15 protein-coding genes and 5 tRNA genes are annotated in these 14,654 nt (G+C 69.9%); 4 read left to right on the forward strand and 16 right to left on the reverse strand.

Annotated features, from left to right (window positions below):
- Positions 1-29 precede the first annotated feature (29 nt).
- Complete coding sequence (locus ACIP67_RS14820) at positions 30-1,040, reverse strand: NAD(P)H-dependent glycerol-3-phosphate dehydrogenase (protein ID WP_401691856.1); 1,011 nt, start codon at positions 1,038-1,040, stop codon at positions 30-32.
- Positions 1,037-1,819, reverse strand: a complete 783-nt coding sequence (locus ACIP67_RS14825; RefSeq protein ID WP_401691858.1) for a lysophospholipid acyltransferase family protein — start codon at positions 1,817-1,819, stop codon at positions 1,037-1,039. Before ACIP67_RS14825 ends, ACIP67_RS14820 begins: the two co-directional genes overlap by 4 nt.
- A 155-nt stretch (positions 1,820-1,974) precedes the next feature.
- On the opposite strand from ACIP67_RS14825, the gene cofC reads away from it, so the two are divergent.
- Together cofC and ACIP67_RS14835 are read left to right on the forward strand one after the other, a co-directional pair.
- Positions 1,975-2,613 (forward strand): 2-phospho-L-lactate guanylyltransferase, encoded by a 639-nt coding sequence (gene cofC, locus ACIP67_RS14830; RefSeq protein ID WP_401691860.1) that lies wholly within the window; start codon positions 1,975-1,977, stop codon positions 2,611-2,613.
- Between the two features lie 10 nt (positions 2,614-2,623).
- Positions 2,624-2,827: a hypothetical protein gene (locus tag ACIP67_RS14835; protein ID WP_389520321.1), complete on the forward strand. Its 204-nt coding sequence runs from the start codon at positions 2,624-2,626 to the stop codon at positions 2,825-2,827.
- A gap of 756 nt (positions 2,828-3,583) precedes the next feature.
- Here the strand turns inward: ACIP67_RS14835 and ACIP67_RS14840 are convergent.
- The 4 genes from ACIP67_RS14840 to leuC all read right to left on the reverse strand — a co-directional run bounded on the left by ACIP67_RS14840 (position 3,584) and on the right by leuC (position 6,896).
- Positions 3,584-4,237 (reverse strand): HU family DNA-binding protein, encoded by a 654-nt coding sequence (locus ACIP67_RS14840; protein ID WP_401691862.1) that lies wholly within the window; start codon positions 4,235-4,237, stop codon positions 3,584-3,586.
- A 137-nt stretch (positions 4,238-4,374) separates the two neighbouring features.
- Complete coding sequence (locus tag ACIP67_RS14845; RefSeq protein ID WP_401691864.1) at positions 4,375-4,605, reverse strand: hypothetical protein; 231 nt, start codon at positions 4,603-4,605, stop codon at positions 4,375-4,377.
- Between the two features lie 260 nt (positions 4,606-4,865).
- Positions 4,866-5,459, reverse strand: a complete 594-nt coding sequence (gene leuD, locus ACIP67_RS14850; RefSeq protein WP_401691866.1) for a 3-isopropylmalate dehydratase small subunit — start codon at positions 5,457-5,459, stop codon at positions 4,866-4,868.
- A 6-nt stretch (positions 5,460-5,465) separates the two neighbouring features.
- Positions 5,466-6,896, reverse strand: a complete 1,431-nt coding sequence (gene leuC, locus ACIP67_RS14855; protein WP_401691868.1) for a 3-isopropylmalate dehydratase large subunit — start codon at positions 6,894-6,896, stop codon at positions 5,466-5,468.
- A 187-nt stretch (positions 6,897-7,083) separates the two neighbouring features.
- Between leuC and ndgR the strand changes: the two genes are divergently transcribed.
- Positions 7,084-7,800 (forward strand): IclR family transcriptional regulator NdgR, encoded by a 717-nt coding sequence (gene ndgR / locus ACIP67_RS14860; RefSeq protein ID WP_385068494.1) that lies wholly within the window; start codon positions 7,084-7,086, stop codon positions 7,798-7,800.
- A gap of 96 nt (positions 7,801-7,896) precedes the next feature.
- Here the strand turns inward: ndgR and ACIP67_RS14865 are convergent, their stop codons facing one another.
- Complete coding sequence (locus ACIP67_RS14865; RefSeq protein WP_401691870.1) at positions 7,897-8,427, reverse strand: DUF4188 domain-containing protein; 531 nt, start codon at positions 8,425-8,427, stop codon at positions 7,897-7,899.
- Positions 8,428-8,465: 38 nt separating this feature from the next.
- Between ACIP67_RS14865 and ACIP67_RS14870 the strand changes: the two genes are divergently transcribed.
- Positions 8,466-9,110, forward strand: a complete 645-nt coding sequence (locus ACIP67_RS14870; protein WP_401691872.1) for a MerR family transcriptional regulator — start codon at positions 8,466-8,468, stop codon at positions 9,108-9,110.
- Positions 9,111-9,150: 40 nt separating this feature from the next.
- Here ACIP67_RS14870 and ACIP67_RS14875 read toward each other — a convergent pair whose 3' ends face one another.
- From ACIP67_RS14875 to ACIP67_RS14915, 9 genes are all read right to left on the reverse strand, one after another.
- On the reverse strand, positions 9,151-11,784 hold the full coding sequence (locus ACIP67_RS14875) for a tyrosine-protein kinase family protein (protein WP_401691875.1): 2,634 nt from the start codon (positions 11,782-11,784) through the stop codon (positions 9,151-9,153).
- Between the two features lie 14 nt (positions 11,785-11,798).
- Entirely contained in the window at positions 11,799-12,200 is a 402-nt protein-coding gene (locus ACIP67_RS14880; RefSeq protein WP_401691877.1) for a hypothetical protein, read from the reverse strand.
- 110 nt (positions 12,201-12,310) lie between these two features.
- Positions 12,311-12,383 (reverse strand) — tRNA-Glu (locus ACIP67_RS14885).
- Positions 12,384-12,411: 28 nt separating this feature from the next.
- Positions 12,412-12,483, reverse strand: a tRNA-Gln gene (locus tag ACIP67_RS14890).
- Positions 12,484-12,503: 20 nt separating this feature from the next.
- Positions 12,504-12,576: transfer RNA gene (locus tag ACIP67_RS14895), tRNA-Glu, on the reverse strand.
- Positions 12,577-12,605: 29 nt separating this feature from the next.
- A tRNA-Glu gene (locus tag ACIP67_RS14900) sits at positions 12,606-12,678 on the reverse strand.
- A 39-nt stretch (positions 12,679-12,717) separates the two neighbouring features.
- Positions 12,718-12,789, reverse strand: a tRNA-Gln gene (locus tag ACIP67_RS14905).
- A gap of 91 nt (positions 12,790-12,880) precedes the next feature.
- On the reverse strand, positions 12,881-13,612 hold the full coding sequence (locus ACIP67_RS14910; protein WP_401691879.1) for an HAD family hydrolase: 732 nt from the start codon (positions 13,610-13,612) through the stop codon (positions 12,881-12,883).
- Between the two features lie 51 nt (positions 13,613-13,663).
- On the reverse strand, positions 13,664-14,347 hold the full coding sequence (locus ACIP67_RS14915) for a DUF4241 domain-containing protein (protein WP_401691881.1): 684 nt from the start codon (positions 14,345-14,347) through the stop codon (positions 13,664-13,666).
- Between the last annotated feature and the right edge of the window lie 307 nt (positions 14,348-14,654).

Below are 14,654 nucleotides of genomic sequence, written 5' to 3' on the forward strand. Positions count from 1 at the left end.
CCGGAGACAGCGTCGACTCAGGGGATCGCTCAGCGTCGTTCCGGCTTCGCGCTGCGCGACATCAGTTCCTCCAGCGCCACCACCGGAGGCTTGCCCTCGTGGACGATGCCGACGACCGTCTCCGTGATGGGCATGTCGACGCCGTGCCGGCGGGCCAGATCCAGCACCGACTCGCAGGACTTGACGCCCTCGGCGGTCTGGCGGGTGACCGCGATGGTCTCCTGGAGGGTCATGCCCTTGCCCAGGTTGGTGCCGAAGGTGTGGTTGCGGGACAGCGGCGAGGAGCAGGTCGCCACCAGGTCCCCGAGGCCGGCGAGGCCGGAGAAGGTGAGCGGGTCGGCTCCCATCGCGAGGCCGAGGCGGGTGGTCTCGGCAAGGCCGCGGGTGATCAGCGAGCCCTTGGCGTTGTCACCGAGGCCCATGCCGTCGGCGATCCCGACGGCCAGCCCGATGACGTTCTTCACGGCACCGCCCAGCTCGCAGCCCACCACGTCGGTGTTGGTGTAGGGGCGGAAGTAGCTGGTGTGGCAGGCGGCCTGGAGGCGCTGGGCGACGGCCTCGTCGGTGCAGGCGACGACGGCCGCGGCCGGCATCCGCGAGGCGATCTCCCGCGCGAGGTTGGGACCGGTGACGACGGCGACGCGGTCCCGGCCCACCTTGGCGACGTCCTCGACGACCTCGCTCATCCGCATGGTCGTGCCGAGTTCGACGCCCTTCATCAGTGAGACGAGGACGGTGTCCGGGGCGAGCAGCGGGCGCCACTCGGCGAGGTTGGTGCGCAGGGTCTGGGAGGGGACGGCGAGGACGGTGAAGTCGGCGTCGCGCGCGGCCTCGGCGGGGTCGGAGGTGGCCCGCAGGTTCCCGGGCAGCTCGACGCCGGGGAGGTAGTCGGGGTTGGTCCGGGTGGAGTTGACCGCGTCGACGAGGTCGGCGCGGCGCGCCCAGAGCGTCACCTCGCAGCCCGCGTCGGCGAGGACCATGCCGAAGGCGGTGCCCCAGGATCCGGTGCCGAAGACGGCCGCCTTGACGGGCTTGCTCACGTGCCGTTCTCCCCTTCTCGGCCGGCCGTCCGGCCTGTCTCTGTCTGTGTCTGCGTACGGCGCCGCTGCTCGATCCGCTCCCGACGGGGGTCGTAGGGCGTGGCGGGCGCCTTCTCGCCGCGGATCTCCTCCAGCAGGACGGTGATGGCGGCCATGATGACCTCCGTCGCCTCCTTCAGCAGCTCGGGAGTCATCTCCTGACCGTAGAAGCGGTCCAGGTCCACGGGCGGGCCCGCCAGGACGTGGTGCGTCTTGCGCGGCAGGAGGTGCGGCTTCTTGGCGTAGGGCGGGAGCAGTTCGTTGGCCCCCCACTGCGCGATCGGGATCACCGGGCACTTGGTCTGCAGGGCGACGCGTGCGGCCCCCGTCTTGGCGGTCATCGGCCAGCCGTCGGGGTCGCGGGTGAGGGTGCCCTCGGGGTAGAAGGCGACGCACTCACCGCGCTCCACGGCGTCGATCGCGGCCCGGAAGGCGCTGAGCGCGTCGGTGCTCTCGCGGTAGACGGGGATCTGCCCGGTGCCCCGCATCGCGGCGCCGACGAATCCCTGCCGGAAAAGCCCGCTCTTCGCCAGGAATCGCGGTACTCGACCGGTGTTGTACTGGTAGTGCGCGTAGGCGAAGGGGTCGACGTGTGAATTGTGGTTCACCGCGGTGATAAATCCGCCCTCGGCCGGAATGTGCTCCATTCCTCGCCAGTCCCGCTTGATCAGAACCACCAGCGGCGGTTTGCAGAGGACCGCAGCGAAGCGGTACCAGAAGCCGATTCTGCGGCGGGGCACGCGGACACCTTCCTCTAGAACTTCCTCCGGCCCCTGGGGGCCGCACAAGTGTCGCCCCGGGCCGCCGGTCTGTCGAGAACACCGTACGCCCCGTTCGAGGGACCTCCTGAAGAGCCGGGTGACAATGGCGGCGACGAGAGAGGGACGGTACACCGGTGCTGTGGAGCATGGTCATACCCCTGAAGCCGTTGGCGCTGGCCAAGAGCAGGCTCGCGGACACCGCGGGCGACGGGCTGCGCCCGGGGCTCGCCCTCGCCTTCGCCCAGGACACGGTCGCGGCCGCCCTGGCCTGCCCGGCGGTACGGGATGTGGTGGTCGTCACGGACGACGTCCTGGCCGCTCGGGAACTCGCGGCGCTGGGCGCCCGCATCGTCCCCGACGAGCCGCGCTCCGGTCTCAACGCCGCTCTGGCGCACGCCGCGGCCGTCGTGCGCGGTGAGCGCCCGGACGGCGCGCTCGCCGCCCTGAACGCCGATCTTCCGGCTCTTCGCCCCCGGGAATTGACCCGCGTCCTGGAGGCGGCCGCACAATTCCCGCGCTCTTTTCTCCCCGACGCGGCCGCGATCGGCACGACGCTTCTCGCGGTGGCCCGAGGCCGTGAATTGCTTCCGGCATTCGGCACGGATTCCCGCGCCCGTCACCGCGCTTCCCAAGCCGTGGAACTCGGCCTCGACGCGGTGGATTCCGTACGCCAGGACGTGGACACCGGCGAGGACCTGCGGGCGGCGCTGACCCTGGGCGTGGGTCCGCGGACGGCGGCAGCGGCCGCGCGCCTGCTGATCCCCGGGCAGTAGGCTGCCGACCATGCAGGCCACCGCGTACACCTACGACCCCGGCACCCGCAGTGGACAGGTGCTGCTGGACGACGGCACCCCGGTGCCCTTCGACGCCCCGGCGTTCGACGCGGGCGGGCTCAGGCTGCTGCGGCCGGGGCAGCGGGTGCGGATCGAGACCGAGGGCGAGGGCGACGCCCGGCGCATCACCCTGGTGACCCTGCAGACCTTCTGAGCGGCAGACCTCCTGAGCGGCAGACCTTCCGAGCGGCGCCGACGACAGGAACCGGCGGTGCAGGAGCCGGCGACCGGAGCCGGCGACCGGAGCCGGCGACCGGGTCGGTGACCGGAGCCGGCGACCGGAGCCGGCGACCGGGTCGGTGACCGGAGCCGGCGACCGGAGCCGGCGACCGGGTCGGTGACCGGAGTCGGCGACCGGAGTCGGCGACCGGGTCGGTGACCGGAGTCGGCGACCGGAGCCAGCGACCGGGTCGGTGACCGGAACCGGCGACCGGAACCGGCGACCGGAGCCGGCGACCGGGTCGGTGACCGGAGTCGGCGGCCGGAGTCGGCGGCCGGAGCGGTGACCGGAGTCGGCGGCCGGAGTCGGCGGCCGGAGCGGTGACCGGAGTCGGCGGCCGGAGCGGTGCTCCGGACCGGTGAGGGAGCTCGGTGACATGGACCGGCAGCAGGAACCGGCAGTGCCGGAACCGGCGATCAGCGCCGGTCACCGGAGCCGGAGCCCGAACCGGTGATCCGAACCGGCGACAGAGCCCGGCGGCTGGGCCCGATGACAGGAACCGACGACGGGGACCGCCGGCAGGAACCCGCAGTGCCGGAACCGGCGATCAGGGCCGGTGACCGGGCCGACGGTGCCGGAACCGGCGATCAGGGCCGGTGACCGGGCCGGGGAACAGCCCCCGGACACGCCGCGGGCCGGACTCCGAGAGGGAGTCCGGCCCGGCGCGTGGGTGCCTCTGGCCTCCGGCGCCTAGCGCGCGGTGGTCTTCTTGGCGGTGGTCTTGCGGGCGGTCGACTTCTTGGCGGGGGCCTTGGTGGCCGTCGCCTTCTTCGCCGGGGCCTTCTTGGCCGTGGTCTTCTTGGCGGCGGCCGCGGTCTTCGCGGTGGAGGCCTTCTTCGCCGCGGGTGTCGTCGTCTTGGTGGCCGCCTTCTTGGCGGTCGTCTTCTTGGCGGCGGCCGTGGTCTTCTTCGCCGTCGCCGCCTTCTTCGCCGGGGCGGCCTTCTTCGCCGCGGCCGTCTTGGTGGTGGCCTTCTTGGCGGCGGCCTTCTTGACCGTCGCGGTCGCGCCGCCGGTCAGGCTGCCCTTGGGGGCCTTCTTGACGGAGACCTCGCCACCACGCGGCAGCTTCTTGGAGCCGCTCACCAGGTCCTTGAAGCCCTGGCCTGCGCGGAAGCGCGGTACGGACGTCTTCTTGACACGGACACGCTCGCCCGTCTGGGGGTTGCGTGCGTAACGCGCCGGGCGGTCGACCTTCTCGAACGAACCGAAACCGGTGACCGAGACCCTCTCCCCCGCGACGGTCGCGCGGACGATCGCGTCCAGGACCGCGTCGACGGCGTCGGCGGCCTGCTGTCGGCCGCCCAGCTTGTCGGCAATCGCTTCTACGAGCTGCGCCTTGTTCACGTCTTCCCCTTCGGAGACATCGCCAGAACGAAAGTGTTCAAGCTTTTTCGCACGTTAGGCAGATATATACCGCAAATCAAACACGAAACGGGCTAATCACCCTTGTGCCGCAACGAACTCGGCTGCTCCGGAGGCGATCAGCTCTCCTCTTCGGGCATTCGCCCTTCGTCGAGGTCCGCCATGAACCGCTCCAGACGCCTTGTCGCATCGGCGAGATCGTGCTTGGCCGCGGCCGTAATGACCAGCAGCTTCCGGGTCAGCGCCATCCGTACGCCCTCCGGGACTTGCAGTGCGCGCACCCGTGAGTGCGCTTCCTTGAGCCGGTTCGCGACTGCCGTATAGAGCTCGAGTTGGCCGTCGTGTTCCATGCACAGATTGTGCCATCTGGGGCGAGTTGTCGCCCCCCCAGGGGGCAACTGCCGCCTTGAGCCGCCGCCCGGACACCGTCGCGGGCCACGTCGCCAGAGGGCGCTTACCCGGCCAACCGCCCTGTCAACGTGGGGCGTTGGGAGAAATGGTGAGGACTCGGGGGCCGAAAGGGTGCGGACACAGCCGTACCCCCGATCGGACCGATCGGGGGTACGGAGGGGGGTGTCGCGGTGGCCGAAAGTCGACCTGTCCCAGGGGGTCAGACCTGGAGCGTGCGCGGCTTGAACGACGGGCGCCCAGCCTCGTAGGCGGCGATGTCGTCCTCGTTCTGGAGGGTGATGGAGATGTCGTCCAGGCCGTTCAGCAGCCGCCAGCGGGAGTTCTCGTCCAGCTCGAAGGAGGCGGTGATGCCCTCGGCCCGCACCTCACGCGCCTCAAGGTCCACAGTGACCTCAGCCGTGGGGTCCTTCTCCGTGAGCTCCCAGAGGGCGTCCACGATCTCCTGCTCGATGACCACCGTGAGCAGGCCGTTCTTCAGCGAGTTGCCGCGGAAGATGTCGGCGAAGCGGGAGGAGATGACGGTCTTGAAACCGTAGTTCTGCAGCGCCCAGACGGCGTGCTCACGGGAGGAGCCGGTGCCGAAGTCGGGGCCGGCGACCAGGACGGTCGCCCCCTGCCGCTCGGGGCGGTTGAGGATGAACTCCGGGTCCTTGCGCCAGGCCTCGAACAGCCCGTCCTCGAAACCGTCCCGGGTCACCTTCTTGAGCCAGTGAGCAGGGATGATCTGGTCGGTGTCGACATTGGAACGGCGCAGCGGGACGGCCCGGCCGGTGTGCGTGGTGAATGCTTCCATGGCTGATCAGACTCCAGCGGGCGTACGGGTCTCGGCGTCGGACAGGTCGGCCGGGGAGGCCAGGTGGCCCAGGACCGCGGTGGCCGCCGCGACCTGCGGCGACACCAGGTGGGTGCGACCGCCCTTGCCCTGCCGGCCCTCGAAGTTGCGGTTGGAGGTGGACGCGGAGCGCTCACCCGGCGCGAGCTGGTCGGGGTTCATGCCCAGGCACATCGAGCAGCCCGCGTGCCGCCACTCGGCGCCGGCCTCCTTGAAGACGACGTCCAGGCCCTCGGCGACGGCCTGGAGGCCCACCCGGGCGGAGCCGGGGACGACCAGCATCCGTACGCCGTCGGCGACTTTGCGGTCCTTGACGATCTCCGCGGCGGCCCGCAGGTCCTCGATGCGCCCGTTGGTGCAGGAGCCTACGAAGACGGTGTCCACCTTGATGTCGCGCAGCGGCTGGCCGGCCTCCAACCCCATGTACTCCAGGGCCTTTTCCGCGGCGAGGCGCTCCGAAGCGTCTTCGTACGAAGCCGGGTCGGGGACGTTCGCCGAAAGCGGCGCGCCCTGGCCGGGGTTGGTGCCCCAGGTGACGAACGGCGACAGTGCGGCGGCGTCGATGACGACCTCGGCGTCGAACTCGGCGTCGTCGTCCGTCTTCAGCGTCTTCCAGTACGCGACGGCCGCGTCCCAGTCCTCGCCCTTGGGGGCGTGCGGGCGGCCCTCGAGGTAGTCGAAGGTGGTCTGGTCGGGGGCGATCATGCCCGCGCGGGCGCCGGCCTCGATCGACATGTTGCAGATGGTCATCCGGGCCTCCATCGAGAGCTTCTCGATGGCGGAGCCGCGGTACTCCAGGACGTAGCCCTGGCCGCCGCCGGTGCCGATCTTCGCGATGATCGCCAGGATCAGGTCCTTGGCGGTGACGCCGTCGGGCAGTTCGCCGTCGACGGTGATCGCCATGGTCTTGGGCCGGGTCATCGGCAGCGTCTGCGTGGCCAGCACGTGCTCGACCTGCGAGGTGCCGATACCGAAGGCCAGACCGCCGAAGGCGCCGTGGGTGGAGGTGTGCGAGTCGCCGCAGACGACGGTCATGCCGGGCTGGGTCAGCCCCAGCTGCGGGCCGACGACGTGCACGACGCCCTGCTCGACGTCGCCCAGCGGGTGCAGACGCACACCGAACTCGGCCGCGTTCTTGCGCAGCGTCTCCAGCTGGACGCGGGAGACCGGGTCCGCGATGGGCTTGTCGATGTCGAGGGTCGGGGTGTTGTGGTCCTCGGTGGCGATGGTGAGGTCGAGGCGGCGCACCCGGCGGCCGCTCTTGCGGAGGCCGTCGAAGGCCTGCGGGCTGGTCACCTCGTGCAGCAGGTGCAGATCGATGAAGAGGAGGTCGGGCTCGCCCTCGGCGCGCCGGACGACATGGTCGTCCCAGACCTTCTCCGCGAGTGTCCTACCCATCGCTTTCCCTCCGGCCGGCAGACGATCACCGGCCCAACTAGAGATCTTGTGGAGGCGGCGCCCACGCCCCTGTTCACGGGCACCCGCCGCCAGGCCCGTCGGTCTTCGGGCGCTGTGCATCCAAGGGTTGCGCGTCTCACGGAAAATTGAACTTGCGTTTCACAGAGTGAGACGGGAATATCGTTTCATGGACAACAGTAGCGGCGTCGGCGTCCTGGACAAGGCAGCACTTGTCCTGAGCGCCCTGGAGTCCGGTCCGGCCACCCTCGCGGGCTTGGTCGCGGCGACCGGACTGGCACGACCCACGGCCCACCGGCTGGCTGTGGCTCTGGAACACCACCGTATGGTGGCGCGGGACATGCAGGGCCGTTTCATTCTCGGCCCCCGCCTGGCGGAACTGGCCGCGGCCGCCGGTGAGGATCGTCTCCTCGCCACCGCCGGCCCGGTGCTCACCCACCTCCGCGACATCACGGGCGAGAGCGCGCAGCTCTACCGTCGCCAGGGCGACATGCGCATCTGCGTCGCCGCGGCGGAACGCCTGTCCGGCCTTCGGGACACGGTCCCGGTCGGTTCGACGCTCACCATGAAGGCCGGCTCCTCGGCCCAGATCCTCATGGCCTGGGAGGAGCCCGAGCGCCTCCACCGCGGGCTTCAGGGGGCCCGCTTCACGGCGACGGCCCTGTCGGGCGTACGGCGCCGGGGCTGGGCCCAGTCCATCGGCGAGCGTGAACCGGGCGTCGCCTCCGTCTCGGCGCCCGTGCGCGGCCCGTCCAACCGCGTGGTGGCCGCCGTCTCGGTCTCCGGCCCGATCGAGCGTCTGTCGCGCCACCCGGGCCGGATGCACGCCCAGGCCGTCATCGACGCGGCCTCCCGTCTGTCGGAAGCCCTGCGCCGCACCGGCTGAGCGGCCGCCCGGTCGAACGGGACCCCCGGGACGTCACCGGGGAGAGCCGGCCTCAACGCCGCGGCAGGCTCTCCCCGGTCCCCCCGGATCCCCCCGTCACCCGGTCTTCCCGCCGGCCTCCGCCGTGCGGTGGGCGTAGCGGTCCTTCGCGTACCGGCCGCGCCGTTCCAGCGGGACCTGCCCGTGCGCGGCGGCCAGGCCGAACGCCGGCATGTCGCCGTAGATCGCTTCGTAGGCCCCCTCCGGCACGACGTACGTCTCGTGCCAGATCCCCACGTGGCCGCCCAGCTTCCCGTCCCGTTCCATGCGGTTGACCTTCGTCCACACCGTGTGATGGAAGGCGTCGGGCGCGCTCGCGTACGCGTACAGCTTCTCCTTGGACTCCCAGTACTGGACGACGTAGTACGTCCGCGGGGAAGCCGTGAGCAGCACCCGGGAGAGCAGTCCGCGGCCGGGTTCCTTCTTCAGCTCGGCCAGCATGCGGAACATGGCCAGCATGACCGGCAGCCACTGGTGCACGGCCCGGAAGTGGTTGATCCGCATGCCGATCAGCAGGACGACCACCTCTCCCCGGGCGTCCGCGGTGGTCCGGCGTGCGGTGGAGGTCCCTTTCCCGTTCCCGTCCATGCTTGGATAGTGCCGCTGACCAACAAGGAGCACAAGAGATGCGGCTGGCCGAGTTGAGCGAGCGCAGTGGCGTGTCCACCGCGACGATCAAGTACTACCTGCGCGAGGGCCTGTTGCCGCCCGGCCGCCAGATCAACACGACGACCGCCGAGTACGACGAGGAGCACCTGCGCCGGCTGCGCCTGGTGCGCGCGATGATCCAGGTGGGCAGGGTGCCGGTGGCCACGGTCCGGGAGGTCCTCGGCCACGTCGACGACGACTCCCTGGGCCGTACGGTCCGCCTGGGCGCGGCCCTGTGGGCGCTGCCGCAGGTGCCGGAGCCGGACACCGAGGACGAGCACGTACGGACCGCGCAGCGGGAGGCGGACGCACTGCTGCACACCCTGGGCTGGGCCAACGCCCGGCAGCTGACGAGCCTCTCCCCCGCCTACCGCTCGCTCGTGGTGTCGGTGGCCGCGCTGCGCCGGCTGGGCTACGACTGGGACGCCGAACTCCTCGTTTCCTACGCCCGGTTGATGCACCGGGCGGCCGTGCTCGACCTGGACTTCGTGGAGACGCGCGAGTCGGAGGCGGAGCGGGTCGAGACGGCAGTGCTGGGGGCGATCCTCGTCGAGCCGATGCTGCAGGCGCTGCACCGGCTGGCGCAGGAGGAGGAGTCGGCGCGGCGGTACGGCTTCGAGTGACACGAACGCGTTGAGCCGCGGCCCGAAGCCCCGCCGTTGCCTACATGGGTCCGCGCCGGGTCACGCCCAGTGCCCAGCGGTACAGGTCGGGCACTCTGAACAGTCGTTCCGGTCCGTCGCTGTCGAGCGTCTCCAGCAGTCCCGCTTCCTGCGCGAGCCCCACGAGATCTTCCTCGATGCCGCTGAGCGCGTCTTCACCCACCGGCGTTCGACCGTACTCGCGCAGCGCCTCCGCCGCCTGCCTGAGCTCCTGGAACTCTTCGTCGAGCAAGGCGGAGAGCGCCTTGTCGCTGACGCTCTCCAGGCTCAGCGCCAAGCTGCGTGGACGCAGAACGGACCTGTCGTACCCACTGCGCTTCTCCTCACTCCGTTCCCACTCCAGCGCGGCGGCGAAAAGCTGCAGCAACGCACGTGGAGAGTGATCTCCATTGCCGTCCGCGAGCCGGTTCCACACCCAGTTGGCAGTGAAAGCCGTGCGTTCACCACGCATGCGCTCACCCACCAGCGCACCCCAGGCGGCAGCGACCTGCTCAGGACCCCAGGCTGCCACCTCTGTACCAGGCAGTACCGGATCGATCTCCGCCAGCACCTCGGCGAACGCGGGGGCGCGTACCGCCCTCTTGAGGACCACCTTGAAGTACTCCTCCCGGTCCTCCCACTGCAGTCGGCGGGAGAGGCCGAAGAAATGGCTCTTGTTCTCGAAGCGCAACCCCTGCCAGATGTCCTGGCGCACGAACACCTTCAGACGGATCCCATGCAGCCTGGAGGTGAGGTCCGCCTCCTTGGTGAGCAGCCCGGCGATGGCGGCTGACCTACGTGAACGCTGGGCCGGTGAGTGCCCGAAGGCTGTGTCCAGGCCGTCGAAGAGAAGGAGTAGGTGACGCTCAGCCCCAGCATCCACCCTCTGGAGCCAGTCCCCGCACCTCAGAGGCCCCATGGGGTCGTCGAGCACGTCGAAGACGGCCTGGGTCACCGCGAAGTCCCCGCTGCCCAGGTCCGCCAGGGCAGGATGGGGAGCACCCTGCTCCCGAGCGGGGCCGTAGGACTCATAGATCGCCAACGCCATGAGCACCTGCCAGAACGAGCCCCAGTCCAACCCGCGCTGATCAAGCGCACGGCCGACGGCAGCGTAATTGTCAGGCCCGAAGGACCACGCCGGGCGTCCCTGATATTGATTCGGCGTGGTCACCAGCACCGGCTCCCACTCGGTGAGCTTCCCGGCTGCCAACCAACGGAATAGAGCCGTCTTGCCTGTCCCCTTCCGTCCGAGAATCAACGGCACCCCCGGAGCAGCGGTCTCGTTGACCTGACGGGTCACGACGTAGTCCTGCAGGAACTCTTCGTGGTCGAGGATCTCCGCAGTGCCTGTGGAGAAGGAAAGCTGCCTGAGCGCTTCCGTCTTGCCCACTGACGTCCTGCCGTGGAGGGAAGACATCGTGTTCGGCTCGGGAACGATCTGAACGATCCAGTCAGCAATCCGCGCGTACGGAGCCAACTGGCCCTTTGCACCGACGACCGTGTCGGTGAAGGCAATCTCGGCGTTGTAGGGGACGGTGTGGGTGATCTCCTCAGCCGACAGCCCATGAGAGTCACCCTCACGCTGAGATCCCGCGGCAGCTGTCCACGCCTCGACCCATGATTTGGCACGCTCCGCCAGTCGGGTCGCGCTGCTCCCCGGTGGCATGGGCGACACGACGAAACGCGGCTCCGGCGTCAGCGGACGACCGTCGACGCTCCGCCGTGTAGTGGCGCCGAGCAGTGCCTTGGTCAGCATCTCCGTACCGGCTCGGGCCTGGGCGTGCGGATGGAAGCAGACAATGGCCATGTCCGAAATATCGAACAGCAAGGGAGCGGCCACGGGGCTCACGCCAGTGCGTGAGTCGATCAGCACCACATCGGGACGAAGGTTCGAATCGCGCACGTCATCGATGAGGCGGTGCAGCGCGTTCGTCCGCTCCCGATACCAGATCTCTGGCTCCAGAGCGCGGAGTTGGGCAGCGTAGGCGCTGTCGATCCTTCCTGCGGGCATGCAGTAGAGCCGACCCGAGTCGTCCACGGGGATGACGTGCTCGAGTACGGACTCCTGCTGGCCGAACTCGCACTGCAGCAGGGCCGAGACCACTCCTTGGTCGGGGTCCACCTGGTTCTCGATGCCGAAGAGCGCGTCGAGGCCAGGAGCTTCCAGGTCCATGTCGATACAGACCACGGTCAGCCCGTGTTCAGCGGTGAGGCGCCGCGCCACCGCCACCAGAGCCGTGCTACGCCCGACACCGCCCTTCAGGCTGTAAAAGGTGACCACTGGAGCCGAGTCCAGGTCCTCATCCAGGTCACTGGCGAACGTCACCGACCACGGGACGTCGCCGACGTCCTGCGCCCGCTCCAGCGCGGTCGCCCACAGAGGCAGGCGTGCACCCTCTTCGACGTGCGCCAGGTCTCCGTACCACTCGGCCTCGGAGGCGGTGAGCAATTCCCAGGTATGCACCTGCTCGGCCACCTCACCCCTGAGCCGCGACATGAGCTTGCTCCGGCGCTCTTCATGGGACCAGGGCGCGAAGGCGTCGCTCTCGGCGCGCACCAGGACACCACCGGCGTCACGTACGACGTGAACCACAGCCGAGGGCACGAGTTCGCGCACGGCAGCCGTGATCTCATCAGCTGTCTCACGGTCGGACATTCCGTCGGCCTCTCTCATCCGTCTCGCCTGCGGGCGGTGATCCCTCGTTGGGAGTTGGCCTGGCGAATACGCGTCGCGACCCAGCTTGCCAGTTCTCTTCCGCCCTTGAGCAGGTCCTTCGGGTCCACGTCGGCGGGCAGGGCGGACTCGTAGCGCAGCTCCGTCCCCCAGTGGAGGATGAACAGATCAGCATGCCCCCGGGGCGGCGGAAAATTGGCCGACCGCCACAGTCCCTTGAGGTTGTGGCCCTCGTTCCCGCCTCGCGGGAAGCGGATGCCGTTGAGCTGCAGGTAGGTCTTCAAGCGGCACTCGACGACATAGCCGGCGAGGTAAACCGCTCCGAGATAGTGACCCGAGTCGGCGAGAAGCTTCGACTCGGCGGCCCGCACGCCCGCCACGGCCCTGAAGTCGGACACGCTCCCCCTCATTCCGCGCGATGCACCCCCCGGAGCAGCCCTACCCGAGGACCTCCGCGCCGTCAGACGAAAGAAGCCTCCCAGATCACTGGAAGGCTTCTGTTCGAACGTACCCCCGACCGGATTCGAACCGGCGCTACCGCCTTGAGAGGGCGGCGTGCTAGGCCGCTACACAACGGGGGCGTGGACACTGCGTTTCCGCAGGTCCGAGCTGGTCTACCTGGACTCGAACCAAGACTAACTGAACCAGAATCAGTCGTGCTGCCAATTACACCATAGACCAATGTGGTTTAGACCAGTCAGTACCCCCGACCGGATTCGAACCGGCGCTACCGCCTTGAGAGGGCGGCGTGCTAGGCCGCTACACAACGGGGGCCCTAGCGATTCCGAGGTGATCGGAACCAGTACCCCCGACCGGATTCGAACCGGCGCTACTGCCTTGAGAGGGCAGCGTGCTAGGCCGCTACACAACGGGGGCTTGCGGATGTGATCCGCGGGCGCAGATGAGCTCTGCGAGCTGGCCTACCTGGACTCGAACCAAGACTAACTGAACCAGAATCAGTCGTGCTGCCAATTACACCATAGGCCACTGGAACGCAAGCCCCGGAGGGGATTTTGTTCTAGCTTGCGCCTCGGGGATCCGGCCTTTCGGCCCGCTCCCCGGCGGCGCAGAAAGAACATTACCCGAAGGTGGACCGGGCTCCAAAACGGGTATCCGCGCCGAGGATCGCGGGCAGTTCGGCGAGGGTGGCGATCCGGTGCCGTCCGGACGGGAGCTCCACGGTGGCCGTGCCACCGAAGCGGTCGATCCACACCGAGAGCAGTCCGGCGTCCGCGGCGCCCTGTCCGTCGATCTCCGGGTGGTCGCCGACGTAGGCCACCTCGTGCGGGGGGAGGGACAGGGCCTCGCAGGCCGCGAGGAAGGCGGCCGGCTCGGGCTTGGACACGCCCAGCTCGGCGGCGCACAGGATCGCCTCGAAGCGGTCGTGGACGCCGAGGACGCGCAGCTTGCGGTCCTGGACGTGGATGCTGGAGTTGGAGAGCACCGCGTGCCGGTGGCTGGCGGCGAGGGCGTCGAGGACGGGCAGGACGTCCGGGAAGAGGGCCCAGGCGGCCTCGTAGTGGCCGACGTAGCGCCGGAACCAGGTGTCGGCCTCGTCGTCGGTCATCTCCCGCCCCAGGAAGACCCGCACCCGGTCGCGGCGCTGGTCCTCGAAGGTGGCCTCGCCGGCCGCGTAGCGCGCCCACTGCCGGTCGGTGATCTCCCGCCACAGGTCCAGGGCCTGTTCCGGGGTGCCGTACCCGTCCAGCAGTCCCTCCGCCGTGAGATGGCCGCGCATGCCCTCCCGGTCCGCGGTCGTGTAGTCGAAAAGGGTGTCGTCCACGTCCCAGACCACGGCGCGAATGTTCATGCTCCGACGGTAACGCGGAGTACGGCGGCCTGTCCGCCGATCGCCGCCGGCTCAGACGGGGCCGCCCGTGTCCTCGTCCGGGCCGGGCGCCACGAAGAAGTCGGTGAGGAAGCAGGTGACCTCGCCCTCGGCGGAGCGGCCCGTCCAGGTCGGGTACGAGCCGTCGCCCCAGCCGGAGGTGAAGGCCGCCAGGGTGTGGCCGGTGGCGGGGGACCGCACCAGATGGGGCCCCTCCGACCAGTCGCTGTTCTCGAAGGCGTCCCACAGCGGGCCCTCGTCCTCCTGCGCCTCGGGGAAGCCCTCCTCCGCCGCGGCGTCGTAGAAGCAGCCGGTGCCGGCGTCCACGCCGTAGCCGAAGAACTCGTCGTCGCCGAGCTCGGCGGGGTCCTGGCCGGGGAGCAGGGCCAACTCCCAGGTCACGGCGGGTTCGTCGCGGATGACGAGGCGGGCCGCGGCCACCCGCCGGTGGGGACGGGCGGCCGGCGGCTCGTCGGGCCGGGCGAGCGTCGCCACGGCCGCCTCGACCCGGTAGCGGCCGGGGGCCACCGTGACCGTGAACGGCTCGACGTCCCCGCTGCCGAGGTACACGAACGGATCGCAGGCGACGACCCGGCCGGTGGGCAGGTCCAGTGCACCGCCGTCGGCCACATGGATCACTCCGGTGTTCCCGGACTCGTAGCGGAACGTGCTGCCCGGTGTGAACAGCCAGGTGTAGTCACGGGGGGACATCGGCATGGCGGGGCCTTTCGGGACGGGCTGAGCCGGGCCGCCCACGAGCCGGAGCTCGCGCGCGCACCCGCCGGGACCTCCCCCGGTACGACAGCGGCGTGGCAAGTCCCCGGAACACTAGCCGTCGGCACTGACATCGCTCTCCGCGCCTCGGACACCTCGATGCCCAAGGGCCCCGCCCACGGCATCCTCACCGTCCGCCCCGCGGCCTGGTCCGCCTTCCTGGGCCCGGCCCGCCGGGACCGACCGGAGCCCGACGTCCCCGGCCGATGCGGTGTGACGCCTGCCGGCCCCCTGCGGGAGCAGTTGGGTC

Source organism: Streptomyces sp. NPDC088812 (genome assembly GCF_044750285.1).
Lineage (GTDB): Bacteria > Actinomycetota > Actinomycetes > Streptomycetales > Streptomycetaceae > Streptomyces.